This window comes from Variovorax paradoxus, from assembly GCF_022009635.1.
GTDB lineage: Bacteria > Pseudomonadota > Gammaproteobacteria > Burkholderiales > Burkholderiaceae_C > Variovorax.
Genome location: NZ_CP091716.1, coordinates 158,434 through 171,426 on the forward strand (window position 1 = coordinate 158,434; position 12,993 = coordinate 171,426).

Here is a 12,993-nt window from a genome sequence, read left to right on the forward strand (position 1 = left end):
ACCGACCGAGATCAGGCCAGTGCCGGATAGTCCGTGTAGCCCTTGGCGCCGCCGCCGTACATGGTGGCCTTGTCGAGCTCGTTCAGCGGTGCGTTCTCGCGCAGGCGGCGAACCAGGTCGGGGTTCGAGATGAAGGGCTTGCCGAAGGCCACGAGGTCGTCGCCTTCCTTCAGCGCTTCTTCGGCCAGCGGGCGGTCGTAGCCGTTGTTGACCATCCATGCGCCCTTGCCGCCGGCTTCGCGGTAGGCGGCCTTGAGGGCTTCGTAGTCGAAGGGGCGGTCTTCGATTTCGCGCGGGCCGCCGGTGGCGCCTTCGATGATGTGGATGTAGGCCAGGTTGAGCTGCGCGAGCTGTTTCACCACGTAGGTGAACAGGGGCTGCGGGTCGCTGTCGTGCGCGTCGTTGGCGGGCGTGACGGGCGACAGGCGGATGCCGGTCTTGCCGCCGCCGACCGCGTCGACCACGGCGCGGGTGGTCTCCAGCAGCAGGCGGGCGCGGTTCTCGATGCTGCCGCCGTAGTCGTCGGTGCGCTTGTTGCTGCCGTCCTTCAGGAACTGGTCGAGCAGGTAGCCGTTGGCGCCGTGCACTTCCACGCCGTCGAAGCCGGCGGTCTCGACCGCGCTGCGTGCGGCCACCGCGTAGGCGTGCACGATGCCGGGCAGTTCGCCGGCGTCGAGCGCGCGCGGCTCGGAGGTCTCGACGAAGGTCGGCACACCGTCCTTGATGAGCACGGTCTTGGTCTTGGCGGTGATGGCCGAAGGTGCCACGGGCTTGCCGCCACCGGGTTGCAGTTCGGTGTGCGAGACGCGGCCCACGTGCCACAGCTGCACGACGATCTTGCCGCCCTTGGCGTGCACGGCGTCGGTCACGCGCTTCCAGGCGTCGAGCTGTTCGGTGCCGTAGAGGCCGGGCACGTCGGAGTAGCCCTGGCCCTGGTGGCTGATGGCGGTGGCCTCGGTGATCAGCAGGCCGGCACTGGCGCGCTGGGCGTAGTAGGTGGCCGCGATGTCGGGCGGAATGGCATTGGGCGAGCGATTGCGCGTCAGCGGCGCCATCACGATGCGGTTGGCGAGCTTCAGGTCGCCGGCCTGGACGGGGTCGAAGAGGGTGGACATCGTGCGATCAAAGGCAAAGTTGAAACAGGCGCAAGGCTAAGCGCCCGGACTCAACCCTGCTGCCGTACGGTTGTCCGGATTGATGCTATGCAAGCAGCGCCAGCAACGCCGGGCTCGCGCGCAGCGGCATGGCGAGCAGGATCTGCCCCATGCCCTTGCCCAGCGGGTCGTTGCGCAGCGAAGCCATGCCGCCGCCGCCCAGCGCTTGCTCGCAGACGAAGTTGAAGGCGCCGATGCCCGGCACCTCGTATCGAGTGACGCGGCCCTTGACGAGATGCGCCAGCCAGTCGGCCACGCGTGCCTCGGTGAGCTGCTCGCGCAGCAGCGGGAGCAGGGCGGGGTGGCGCGCGATGACGCCGATGTTCGAGGTGTCGCCCTTGTCGCCGCTGCGGGCCCAGGCCAGGCGCAGCAGGGGTACTTCGACCGTGTCCTGCGATGGCGTCGTCGTCGTTTGTTCGGCTCTGGCAGCCTGTGGGATGGGTACGAAGGGTGACGAGGGAGTTTCCGTGCGAGGCACGTCGATGCGCTCGCCATTGATGGTCACGCTCGCCTCGACCAGCGACTTGTCGAGCAGGAACGCGTACTGCCGTATCGACGGCGACACCGATGCGCGTCCGCCGCCCGCGCCCGTGGTGCCCGGAGCCCACGAGGTGCCGGCTGGCGCCACTTCGCGCGCGAACAGCTCCAGCGCGTCCTTGCGCGAATGCGTCACCGCGAGCCGCAGCACCGCCTCGCGCGTCTGCAGGGCCTGCGCATGCGGGCCGTAGCACGACTCCGCGCCCAGCACCTCGAGATGCGTCGCGCTGTAGGGACCGAAGCCGTTCCGCGCGAACAGCGTGCCGGTGCGCGAGAGGATCGCCTCGCCGGTGCGCCGGGCCTTGGCCACCGCGTCGAAGCCCACGATGGTGAGCTGCGCCGCCGTCTTGAAGCCATCGACGTAGGTGGCGCTGACCTTGTAGCTGGCGGTCGGCGCATGGCCGCGCGCGCCGTGCACGCGCACCCGGTGCTCGCCGGCCTGTTCGATGCGCACCTGTGTGAAGTCGGCCACCACGTCGGGCAGCAGGTAGGCGGCGGGGTCGCCGATTTCGTAGAGCATCTGCTCGCCGACGACGGCGGGCGTGAGCTTGCCGCCGGTGCCCGCGGGCTTGGTCACGACGAAGCTGCCGTCGGCGCCGCATTCGACGATGGGGTAGCCGATGTTCGGCCAGTCGGGCACCGTGTCCCAGTCGGTGTGCAGGCCGCCGGTGGCCTGGCAGCCGCATTCGATGATGTGACCGGCGAGGCTGCCGGCCGCGAGCAGATCGAAGTCGTCCGGCTGCCATTTGAATTCGTGCATCAGCACGCCGAGCGTGACGGCCGAATCGACGCAGCGGCCGGTGATGACCACCTGCGCGCCCGCGTCGAGCGCGGCCTGTATCGGCCCTGCGCCGAGGTAGGCGTTGGCTGTGAGCACGCGTTCGGGCAGCGCGGCGCCGCTCTGCAGTTCGCGCACGGGCGGCTGCGACTGGCGCAGCTGGGGCAGCAGGGGCGACACGTCGTCGCCGCTCACCACGGCGATCTTCAGCGACACGCCTTGCTCCGCCGCGAGCGCGGCCAGTGCGTCGGCGCAGCCTTGCGGGTTCACGCCGCCCGCGTTGCTCACCACGCGGATGCCCTGTTTCACGACATCCTTCAGCACCGCCTTCATCGCCACCGAGACGAAGTCGGTCGCATAGCCCAGCTCGGGCTTCTTGAGCCTCGCTCCCGCAAGGATGGACATGGTGAGTTCGGCGAGGTAGTCGAACACGAGGTAGTCGATCTGTCCGCTCTTCACGAGCTGCGGCGCGCCGACGCTGCTGTCGCCCCAGAAGCCGGATGCGCCGCCGATGCGGACGGTGCGTTGGTTGTCGTTCATCGGCCGCTCCACTGTGGCTTGCGTTTCTCGCGGAAGGCGAGCTGTCCTTCGGCGGCGTCCTCGGTCAGTGCGAAGAGGCCGATCTGGCTTTCGGTGAAGGCCATCGATTCCTCGAAGGCCATCGCCTCGATCTTCTTCATGGTGTACAGGCCGCGCCGGATGGCGGCGGGCGACTTGTCGAGCATGCGGCCGAGCAGCCAGTCGAGGCTTTCGTCGACGTCGTCGCTCACGCGGTTGACGAGCCCGAGTTCGAGCGCCTGCGCGGCAGTGACGGGCTCGCCGGTGATGCACATCTCGGCCAGCACGCGGCGCGGCAACAGGCCGCCGAGCACGCTGAGCACCTGAGCGGGGAAGAGGCCGACCTTCACCTCGGGCAGGCCGAACACGGCCTGGCTGCTGGCCACGGCCATGTCGCACATCGCCATGATCCCCATGCCGCCGGCCATGCAGGCGCCGTTGACGCGTGCGATCAGCGGCACGGTGGATTGGCGGGCCTGGCGGAACAGGTTGGCGAAGCCTTGGTAGGGCGCGGCGTAGTCGAACTTGAAGGAGGTGCCGCTCTGCAGGTCGGCGCCGGCGCAGAAGGCGCGCGTGCCGGCACCGGTGATGACCACGGCGCGAACCGCGCCGTCGTCGTTGGCGCGGCGAAGGGCATCGCCCAGGCCGGCGAGCACGGCGGCGCTGATGGCGTTGCGGCGCTCTTCGCGGTCGATGGTGAGCCACATGACGGGCCCGCGCATCTCTTCGCGCAGTTCGGTGGGGGGAGGGGTTTCGGACATGGCGCGATGGGTTCCTTCGTCGGTGCTTCGGTCTTCTTGCGAAGCGGTCCCCCGAGCGTGACCCGAAAAAAAAGCCGCGACATGCGGCTTGTGGCTGAAGCGGGCCGGGTTTTCCCTGAGGGTCGCCCGGCCGTCTTGCTGCTTCTGCTGGCTTCGGCTTACTTCAGCAGGCCTTCAGCCTTCATTGCTTCCTGCACCGCGGGGCGGGCGCCGACGCGTGCGTGCCAGGCCAGCAGGTTGGGGTAGCCGGAGATGTCCACGCCGGTGGGCTTGCTCCAGTTGGTGACGGTGAACAGGTAGCCGTCGGCCACGCTGAAGGTGTCGCCCATCAGGTATTGCTTGCTGGCGAGTTCGCTGTCGAGCCACTTGAAGCGCGAAGCCAGCTTGTCCTTGGCGATGGTCTTGGCTTCTTCCGGCATGGCCGGGTTGAACAGCGGGCTGAAGCCCTTGTGGATTTCCGTGCCGATGAAGGTCAGCCACTCTTGCAGGCGATAGCGCTGCATGGTGCCGGAGGCCGGTGCGAGGTTCTTGGTGGGCGCCAGGTCGGCGATGTACTGCAGGATGGCTGGGCCTTCGCGCAGGCGGGTGCCGTCGTCGAGTTCGAGCATCGGCACGTAGCCCAGCGGGTTGATGCCGTAGTAGTCGGTGCCGTCTTGCAGCTTGTGGCTCTTGGTGCTGGCCAGCACGGGTTCGAAGGCGAGGCCGGCTTCGTGCATCGCGATGTGGGGAGACAGCGAGCAGGCGCCCGGCGAGTAGTACAGCTTCATTCGAAATAACTCCAATGGTTTGGCGAGGTGTGATTCTTCTGGGAGACCACGGCGGATGCTAGCGGGTTTGGCGGCATCGCGTTTTTGTCCTACGGCGGCTCGCGCGAGGCGACTATCGGGCACCGCGGCGGCCGTTTCTAAGCTCCCTGACGCGGTGGGCAAGGCCCTGCCGAAGGAGTCTTGAATGTTGAAGTACGCGATCATTTTTGCCGTCATCTCGCTGGTGGCGGGTCTGCTGGGCTTCGGCGGCGTGGCTGCCGGCGCGGCCGGCATTGCCAAGCTGCTGTTCGGCCTGTTCCTGGTGCTGGCCGTGCTGTTCGTGGTGCTGGCCGCCCTGGGGGTGGGCGCCGTGAAGAAAGCGCTGGACTGACCGATGCTGCGCAACAAACCCCGGTGGCCGCAGGCGCGGTCGCTGGGCTGGCTTCTGCAGAGTCCGGCGCATCGCGTGCTGCGAGTGCTGCTCGTGACGCAGGCCCACTGGCAATTGCCTGAACACCGTTCGCGTCGACGACGCACCTGAAGAGAAGCTCATGCACATCTCCCACATCGACGCGCAGCTCGACTACGAGGTCGCCGCGCCGGCGCACATGCTGCTCAACATCGAGGCGGCGCGCTCGGGCGGGCAGGCTGTTGTCAGCGAGGCGCTGAGCATCGAGCCGCCGACCGAGATGCAGGTGTTCTGCGACGAGTCGAGCGGCAATCGCTTCATCCGCTTCGACGCCAGGCCGGGGTCGCTGAAGATCAGCTACAAGGCCACGGTGCAGCGTGCCCATGTGCAGGTGCCGACCGATCTGCGCGAGGTGCCGGTGAGCGAGGTGCCCGACGAAGTGCTGCACTACATGATGCCGACGCGCTACTGCGAGTCGGACCTGATGTCGCGTTGCGCGCAGCAGCTCTTCGGCGATCTGCCGCCGGGCATCGGCCGCGTGCAGGCGATCGTCGACTGGATCCACGAAAGCATTGCCTACGAGCCGGGCAGCAGCGACTCGACCACCACCGCGCGCGAGGTGTTCGTGGAACGTGCCGGCGTGTGCCGCGACTTCGCGCACCTGGGCATCACCTTCTGCCGCGCGCTCAACATTCCGGCGCGGCTGGTGGTGGGCTATGTGTGGTTCGACGAACCGCCGCAGGATTTTCATGCCGTGTTCGAAGCCTGGCTCGGCGGGCAGTGGGTGCTGTTCGACGCCACGCGCATGGCGCCTGTCGACCGTCTGGTGCGCGTGGGCACCGGGCGCGATGCGAAGGACGTGGCTTTCTGCACGATCTTCGGCAACGTGCGCATGACCGACAAGAAGCTGGTGATCCGCGAACTGCAGGACGAAAGCCTCGCGCCGTCGAAGGCGCCGCCGCCCACGGGCACGCTGGTGGGCATCGAGAAGCCCGTGCCGGTGGTGCAGGTGGCTGAAGTGACGGGCTGACGCGGCTTGTTTGCTATCAAATAGATAGCGAACTTGTCAATTGCCGTGGGCCTTCGAGACTGATTTGGCATGGCCCTCTAGCTTGTCCACACAACGGGCGCGAGGCGGCACCGGCGATTAAAATTGGTGCCCCCTTTTGCGCCGCGCACGCGTCAGTTGTGCGCCCCCATTTCAAATGCTGTACCCCGAAGAATTCGACGTGATCGTCGTCGGCGGTGGCCATGCCGGCACCGAAGCCGCGCTCGCCGCCGCGCGCATGGGCGCCAAGACGCTGCTGCTCTCCCACAACATCGAAACGCTGGGCCAGATGAGCTGCAACCCCTCGATCGGCGGCATCGGCAAGGGCCACCTGGTGAAGGAAGTCGATGCGCTCGGCGGCGCGATGGCGATTGCCACCGATGAAGCCGGCATCCAGTTTCGCATCCTCAATTCGAGCAAGGGCCCAGCCGTGCGTGCGACGCGTGCGCAAGCCGACCGCGTGCTCTACAAGGCGGCTATTCGCCATCGCCTGGAGAACCAGCCGAACCTGAGCCTGTTCCAGCAGGCGGTCGACGACCTGATGGTGGAGGGCGACCGCGTGGTCGGCGCCGTCACGCAGGTGGGCATTGCTTTCCGCGCGCGCACCGTGGTGCTGACGGCGGGGACTTTCCTCGACGGCCGCATCCATGTCGGGCTGGACAACTACCAGGCCGGGCGAGCGGGCGATCCGCCGGCGGTGAGCCTGTCGGCGCGGCTCAAGGAACTGAAGCTGCCGCAGGGCCGCCTCAAGACCGGCACGCCGCCGCGTCTCGACGGCCGCAGCATCGATTTTTCGAAATGCACCGAGCAGCCGGGCGACGGCATGCCGGGCGGGGCAGGGCCGATGCCAGTGTTCAGCTTCATGGGCCGCACGGACATGCATCCGCGGCAGATGCCCTGCTGGATCACCCATACGAATGCGCGCACGCACGAGATCATCCGTTCGGGCTTCGACCGCAGCCCGATGTTCACCGGCAAGATCGACGGCGTGGGTCCGCGCTACTGCCCGAGCGTGGAAGACAAGATCAACCGCTTCGCCGACAAGGAGAGCCACCAGATCTTCCTGGAGCCCGAAGGCCTGACGACGAACGAGTACTACCCGAACGGGATCTCGACCAGCCTGCCGTTCGACATCCAGTACCAACTGGTGCGCTCGATGCCTGGCCTGGAGAACGCGCACATCCTGCGTCCGGGCTACGCCATCGAGTACGACTACTTCGATCCGCGCGAACTCAAGAGCAGCTTCGAGACCCGTTCGGTCAAGGGCCTGTTCTTTGCGGGACAGATCAACGGCACGACCGGCTATGAAGAGGCGGCGGCTCAGGGTCTGTTTGCCGGCATCAATGCCGCGCTGCAATGCCGGGGCGAAGAAGCCTGGCTGCCGCGCCGGGACGAAGCCTATCTGGGCGTGCTCGTCGATGATCTGATCACCAAGGGCGTGACCGAGCCTTACCGCATGTTCACCAGCCGCGCGGAGTTCCGCCTGCAGCTGCGTGAAGACAACGCCGACATGCGCCTGACCGAAGCCGGCCGCAAGCTGGGCCTGGTGGACGATGCACGCTGGGATGCATTCAGCCGCAAGCGCGATGCTGTTTCACGTGAAACAGAGCGGCTCAAGTCGATCTGGGTAAACCCACGAAACCTGCCGGCTTCCGAGTCCGAGCGGGTGCTGGGCAAGGTCATCGACCATGAGTACAACCTGGCCGATCTGCTGCGCCGGCCCGATGTGAACTACGAAACGCTGATGTCGCTCGACGGCAGCAAGTACGCCGCTCCGGTGGCCTTGAGCGAAACCGAGATCGAGCAGATCGAGATTTCGGCCAAGTACTCCGGTTACATCGAACGCCAGCACGACGAGGTAGAGCGTGCCGCGCACTTTGAGAACCTGAAGCTGCCGGCCGATTTTGACTACGGGCAGGTCAAGGCGCTGAGTTTCGAAGTAAGGCAGAAGCTGGACAAACACCGCCCAGAGACGCTGGGCCTGGCCTCGCGCATCTCCGGGGTGACGCCCGCCGCCATTTCGCTCCTGATGATCCATCTGCGCAAGGGTGGTCACAAGGCCTTTTCTCGCGATGCGGCCACCACCACGGAAGCGGCCGTGGAATGACGGCACCTATCGATACGCTGCGCGCTGGCGCAGCAGCCATGGGCGTGGCCTTGTCCGACCAGCAGGGCGAGCAGCTGTTGGCCTATGGCACCTTGATGCTCAAGTGGAACAAGGTCTACAACCTGACCGCGTTGCGCGATCCGGCGAGCGTGCTCACGCACCATTTGCTCGACAGCCTGGCCGCGATCGCGCCGCTGCAGCGTGAGTGGGCAGGGAAGGGCAAGCTGCTGGATGTGGGCTCGGGCGGCGGATTGCCCGGTGTTGTGATCGCCATCATGCGGCCCGACATCGACGTGAGCTGCCTCGATGCCGTGGCCAAGAAGGCCGCGTTCGTCCAACAAGTGGCGGCTGAACTGGAGTTGCCGAACCTGCGCGGGCTGCATGCCCGGGTCGAGTCGCTCACAGGCAGCTATGACGTCATCAGCTCCCGCGCTTTCGCTTCGCTGCCCGATTTCTTCAATGGCTCAGTGCATCTGCTGGCGCCCGGCGCCGTCTGGCTTGCGATGAAGGGTAAAGTGCCGGCCGACGAACTCGCGGCTTTGCCGAAGGGCGTCGCAGTGTTTCACGTGGAACAACTGACGGTTCCCGGCCTGGGTGCAGAGCGTTGCATCGTCTGGGCCCGCAACGAATCCGCCTGACCAGGCGTCTCGATTCACGAAAAGAAGCACCGGTGCCGGCAAAAGCCGGCGCCGGAACGGCCTTCACGGCGTCGTGCTCGCTTAGACTCGATGCCTCCCCTCTGGTCTCTCTCCGGCTCGCTTTTTCGAGGCAAAACCCATGTTCGGCATCGCTGACTACGGCGCATTCGTCGCCGCCATCGTCCTCTTCCTCCTGATTCCCGGCCCGGGCAACCTGGCGCTGATCACCTCGACCAGCAAAGGCGGAATCCGTGGCGGACTGGCAGCGACCACCGGCGTGATCCTGGGCGACCAATGCCTGATGTGGGCTGCGGTGGCCGGCGTGTCGGCCGTGCTGGCTGCTTACCCGGCCGCGTTCAAGGCTGTGCAGTGGCTGGGCGCTGTGTACCTGGGCTGGCTGGGCCTCAAGATGCTGCTCGCCAAGCCCGGCTCGGCACCCATCCTGAACATCAAGCCCAGCCACTTCATGCGCCAGGCCTTCACCATCACCTTGCTGAACCCCAAGGCGATCGTGTTCTACATGGCCTTCTTTCCGCTGTTCGTGGACCCGGCCCGTCACCAAGGCCTGATCACTTTCGGCGCAATGGCCGTCACCATTGCCGCACTGACCTTCCTGTACGGCCTGACCTCGACGTTGCTCACGCACTTCCTGGCCGAGCGCATCCGTGCCAATCCCCGGATTTCGGGCACGCTCGAGAAGCTCGCCGGCACCTTCCTGATCGCCTTCGGCGTCAAGCTCGCAATTTCCCGCTGATCCTCCCGCACAGACATGGCCAAGATTTTCTGCATTGCCAACCAAAAGGGCGGCGTCGGCAAGACCACCACCACCGTCAATCTCGCCGCCGGCCTGGCCAAGGTCGGCCAACGGGTGCTGATGATCGACCTCGACCCCCAGGGCAATGCCACCATGGGTTCGGGCATCGACAAGCGCCAGCTGGAGCTGACGGTGTACGACGTGCTGCTCGAATCGGCCTCGGTGGCCGAGGCGCGGGTCAAGGCCGACAAGCTGGAGGAGGGCGGCTGCGGCTACGACGTGCTGGGCGCCAACCGCGAGCTGGCGGGTGCCGAAGTCGAGATGGTTGCGCTCGACCGCCGCGAAAAGCGCCTGCGCACCGCTCTTGCCGCGGTCGGTGCGGAGTACGACTTCGTGCTGATCGACTGCCCGCCCAGCCTGAGCCTGCTGACGCTGAATGGCTTGTGCGCGGCCCACGGCGTGATCGTGCCGATGCAATGCGAGTACTTCGCGCTCGAAGGGCTGACCGACCTGGTCAACACCATCAAACAGGTGCACGCCAACCTCAACAAGAACCTGCAGATCATCGGCCTGCTGCGCGTGATGTTCGATCCGCGCATCACGCTGCAGCAGCAGGTGAGCGAGCAGCTCAAGTCCCACTTCGGCGACAAGGTGTTCGATACCGTAATCCCACGCAACGTGCGGCTGGCCGAGGCGCCGAGCTACGGCCTGCCGGGCGTGGTGTTCGACCCGGCCGCGCGAGGCAGCCAGGCTTTCATCGCGTTCGCCCAGGAGCTGGTCGAGAAGATGCCACCCGCCAGCGCGTTCGCCTCGGGCGCGGTGGCGCCGCCGATCGCGCCGGTCGAGCGCATCGCGCCGGACCTGCCGATCCCGGCCGACGTGATGGCGCCGGCTACGGCGCCGGAGTCCGATTCGACCAGCGAAAACAACGCCTGACGCGGGGCCACGGCACATGACTGCACCCCGCATCCTGCTGCTGCCCGGATGGCAGAACAGCGGCCCCGGCCATTGGCAGACCCGCTGGGAATCGGTGTACGGCGACCATCGCGTCGAGCAGCACGAGTGGATGCGTCCGCTGCGCGGCGACTGGTCGATCCAGCTCGAGGAAGAAGTGCTGGCTTCGCCCGGCCCCGTGGTCCTTGCCGCGCACAGTCTCGGCTGCATCCTCGTCGCAGCCTGGGCCTCGCACTCGCGCAACACCCACAAGGTGCGCGGCGCGCTGCTGGTGGCGCCCGGCGACCTGGAGCGCGACGACCTGCGCCAACAGATTCCCGGCTGGGCGCCGATCGTGCGGCAGCCGCTGCCGTTTCCGGCGGTGCTGATCGCCGCCAACGACGACCCGTACTGCGAAGCCTCGCGCTCGCGCCAGCTGGCCAGCGACTGGGGCGCACGCTTCGTCGATGCCGGCGCGCGCGGCCACCTGAACGCCGAATCCGGCCTGGGCGACTGGCCCGAAGGCCGGGCCCTCCTGAACGAAATCTCGAAAGAAAAGAACTGATGGCGACCAAGAAACCCAAGGGCCTCGGCCGCGGCCTCGAAGCGCTGCTCGGCCCGACGGCCGCGCCTTCCGCCGACAACGGCATCGGTGGCGGCGGCAGCAATGGCCAGGAAGAGGGGCGCGCGCCGCAGAACCCGAACACGCTGATGCTCGACCAGATGGTCGCCGGCGTCTACCAGCCGCGCACGCGCATGGACGAAGGCGCGCTGTACGAACTCGCCGAGAGCATCAAGGCGCAGGGCATCATGCAGCCGATCCTGGTGCGCCGGCTCGATGCCGAATCGGCCGCCGCCAAGAACGCCGAATACGAAATCATCGCGGGCGAGCGCCGCTTCCGCGCCGCCAAGCTGGCGGGCCTCGACAGCGTGCCGGTGCTGGTGCGCGACGTGCCCAACGAGGCCGCGGCGGCGATGTCGCTCATCGAGAACATCCAGCGCGAAGACCTGAATCCGCTGGAAGAAGCCCAAGGTTTGCAACGTCTTGTTACAGAATTTGGCCTCACGCACGAGCAGGCTGCGCAGGCCGTGGGCCGTTCGCGCAGCGCCGCCAGCAACCTGCTACGCCTGCTGAACCTGGCGGAGCCCGCGCAGCAGATGCTGATGGCCGGCGACATCGACATGGGCCATGCTCGTGCGCTGCTGTCGCTCGACCGCGGCACGCAGATCACGGCGGCCAACCAGATCGCCGCCAAGAAGATGTCGGTGCGCGAAGCCGAGGCGCTGGTGAAGAAGCTCGCCGCCGAGTTCACGCTCACGCCTTCGCGCCGCAGCAACGACGGCGAGAAGTCGCGCGACCTGCAGCGCGTGGAAGAAGAACTGGCCGACCTGCTCACGGCCGAGGTCGAGGTGCGCATCAAGAAACGCAGCAAGCGCGGCGGCCGGATCGAGGAGAGCGGCGAGCTCGCCATCCACTTCGGCTCCATCGAGGCACTCAACGGATTGATCGAGCGCATCCGCCGGACAGCCTAGTTTTGCGAAGCGGATGTCGGTCATTCGTTTGATTGATTCCTGCAATCCTTTGCGCGTATCCTCGACCGCTGGTTTTTTCACCCCCAAATTTCTGACAACAGAGGGAGCTCCTTCATGCAGTTCACCAGGTTCTCGCTCGCGGCCGTGGCCGTCGGCGCATTTCTTCTTACCGGTTGCGCCGCCACCGACATGCAGATGGGCAGCCAGTCGGCCAAGACCATGGCCACCGGCAGCGCCGCCGGCGGAGCGACCGACAACGCCAGCAGCCAGCTCGAGCGCTGCGAGTCGCCGCTTGGCACGGTCTCGCTGATCGAGAACCAGAGCGCCGGCTGGTACACGATCCTCACGGGCGAATACCGCCTGCCGCCCACCGCCAACCTGCTGCGCCTGCTGGTGCAACAGTCGAACTGCTTCATCGTGGTCGAGCGCGGCGCGGCCGGCATGAACGCCATGACGCGTGAACGCGCGCTGCAGCAGTCGGGCGAAATGCGCGGCGGCAGCAACTTCGGCCGTGGCCAGATGGTGGCTTCCGACTACGGCCTGTCGCCCGAGATCGTGTTCAGCAACAGCGATGCCGGCGGCATCGGCGGCGCGCTCGGCGGCCTGGTGGGTGGCGGCCGTGGCCGTGCGCTCGCGCAGCTCGGCGGCAGCATGCAGACCAAGGAAGCCAGCGCGCTGCTGACCCTGATCGACAACCGCTCCGGCGTGCAGGTCGCGGCCTCGGAAGGCAGCGCCTCCAAGACCGATTTCGGCGCCTTCGGCGCGCTCGCCGGCCGCAGCGCGGGCGGCAACATCGGCGGCTACACCAACACGGCGCAGGGCAAGGTGATTGCCGCCGCCTTCATGGACGCCTTCAACCAGATGGTCCGTTCGCTGCGCAACTACAAGGCGCAGACGGTGCGCGGCCAGGGCCTCGGCGGCGGTGGCCGCCTGGGTGTGGACGGCGGCGCCGCGCCGTCGCAGACCTACGTGCCGGCCGAGAAGCCGGCTGCGCCCACGCGTCGCCGCAGCAACAGCAGCAACTGATCGATCGGGTC

14 protein-coding genes are annotated in these 12,993 nt (G+C 67.0%); 10 read left to right on the forward strand and 4 right to left on the reverse strand.

Features of this window, described 5'->3' with window-relative positions; all coding sequences use genetic code 11:
- Positions 1–11: 11 nt before the first annotated feature.
- From L3V85_RS00855 to gstA, 4 genes are all read right to left on the reverse strand, one after another.
- Entirely contained in the window at positions 12–1,115 is a 1,104-nt protein-coding gene (locus L3V85_RS00855) for an alkene reductase (protein WP_237677553.1), read from the reverse strand.
- Positions 1,116–1,200: 85 nt separating this feature from the next.
- Positions 1,201–3,009, reverse strand: coding sequence for an acyclic terpene utilization AtuA family protein (locus L3V85_RS00860; protein ID WP_237677554.1), 1,809 nt, complete (start codon positions 3,007–3,009; stop codon positions 1,201–1,203).
- Positions 3,006–3,788: an enoyl-CoA hydratase/isomerase family protein gene (locus tag L3V85_RS00865; RefSeq protein ID WP_237677555.1), complete on the reverse strand. Its 783-nt coding sequence runs from the start codon at positions 3,786–3,788 to the stop codon at positions 3,006–3,008. The genes L3V85_RS00860 and L3V85_RS00865 overlap by 4 nt, the downstream gene beginning before the upstream one ends.
- A 158-nt stretch (positions 3,789–3,946) precedes the next feature.
- The gene (gene gstA / locus L3V85_RS00870) at positions 3,947–4,555 is read right to left on the reverse strand and encodes a glutathione transferase GstA (protein WP_237677556.1); all 609 of its coding nucleotides are present in this window, start codon (positions 4,553–4,555) and stop codon (positions 3,947–3,949) included.
- A 184-nt stretch (positions 4,556–4,739) separates the two neighbouring features.
- Between gstA and L3V85_RS00875 the strand changes: the two genes are divergently transcribed.
- The 10 genes from L3V85_RS00875 to L3V85_RS00920 all read left to right on the forward strand — a co-directional run bounded on the left by L3V85_RS00875 (position 4,740) and on the right by L3V85_RS00920 (position 12,982).
- Complete coding sequence (locus tag L3V85_RS00875) at positions 4,740–4,925, forward strand: DUF1328 family protein (RefSeq protein ID WP_013538518.1); 186 nt, start codon at positions 4,740–4,742, stop codon at positions 4,923–4,925.
- 3 nt (positions 4,926–4,928) lie between these two features.
- The gene (locus tag L3V85_RS00880; protein ID WP_172839905.1) at positions 4,929–5,075 is read left to right on the forward strand and encodes a hypothetical protein; all 147 of its coding nucleotides are present in this window, start codon (positions 4,929–4,931) and stop codon (positions 5,073–5,075) included.
- Positions 5,076–5,085: 10 nt separating this feature from the next.
- The gene (locus L3V85_RS00885; protein WP_237677557.1) at positions 5,086–5,973 is read left to right on the forward strand and encodes a transglutaminase-like domain-containing protein; all 888 of its coding nucleotides are present in this window, start codon (positions 5,086–5,088) and stop codon (positions 5,971–5,973) included.
- Positions 5,974–6,148: 175 nt separating this feature from the next.
- Complete coding sequence (gene mnmG, locus L3V85_RS00890; protein ID WP_237677558.1) at positions 6,149–8,098, forward strand: tRNA uridine-5-carboxymethylaminomethyl(34) synthesis enzyme MnmG; 1,950 nt, start codon at positions 6,149–6,151, stop codon at positions 8,096–8,098.
- On the forward strand, positions 8,095–8,736 hold the full coding sequence (rsmG, locus tag L3V85_RS00895; RefSeq protein WP_237677559.1) for a 16S rRNA (guanine(527)-N(7))-methyltransferase RsmG: 642 nt from the start codon (positions 8,095–8,097) through the stop codon (positions 8,734–8,736). The genes mnmG and rsmG overlap by 4 nt, the downstream gene beginning before the upstream one ends.
- A gap of 139 nt (positions 8,737–8,875) precedes the next feature.
- The gene (locus L3V85_RS00900) at positions 8,876–9,490 is read left to right on the forward strand and encodes a LysE family transporter (protein WP_237677560.1); all 615 of its coding nucleotides are present in this window, start codon (positions 8,876–8,878) and stop codon (positions 9,488–9,490) included.
- 15 nt (positions 9,491–9,505) lie between these two features.
- Positions 9,506–10,426: a ParA family protein gene (locus tag L3V85_RS00905; protein WP_237677561.1), complete on the forward strand. Its 921-nt coding sequence runs from the start codon at positions 9,506–9,508 to the stop codon at positions 10,424–10,426.
- A 16-nt stretch (positions 10,427–10,442) separates the two neighbouring features.
- Positions 10,443–10,988, forward strand: a complete 546-nt coding sequence (locus L3V85_RS00910) for an RBBP9/YdeN family alpha/beta hydrolase (protein ID WP_237677562.1) — start codon at positions 10,443–10,445, stop codon at positions 10,986–10,988.
- Positions 10,988–11,956, forward strand: a complete 969-nt coding sequence (locus L3V85_RS00915) for a ParB/RepB/Spo0J family partition protein (protein ID WP_237677563.1) — start codon at positions 10,988–10,990, stop codon at positions 11,954–11,956. Before L3V85_RS00910 ends, L3V85_RS00915 begins: the two co-directional genes overlap by 1 nt.
- Positions 11,957–12,070: 114 nt before the next feature.
- Positions 12,071–12,982, forward strand: a complete 912-nt coding sequence (locus L3V85_RS00920; protein ID WP_237677564.1) for a CsgG/HfaB family protein — start codon at positions 12,071–12,073, stop codon at positions 12,980–12,982.
- Positions 12,983–12,993: the final 11 nt, after the last annotated feature.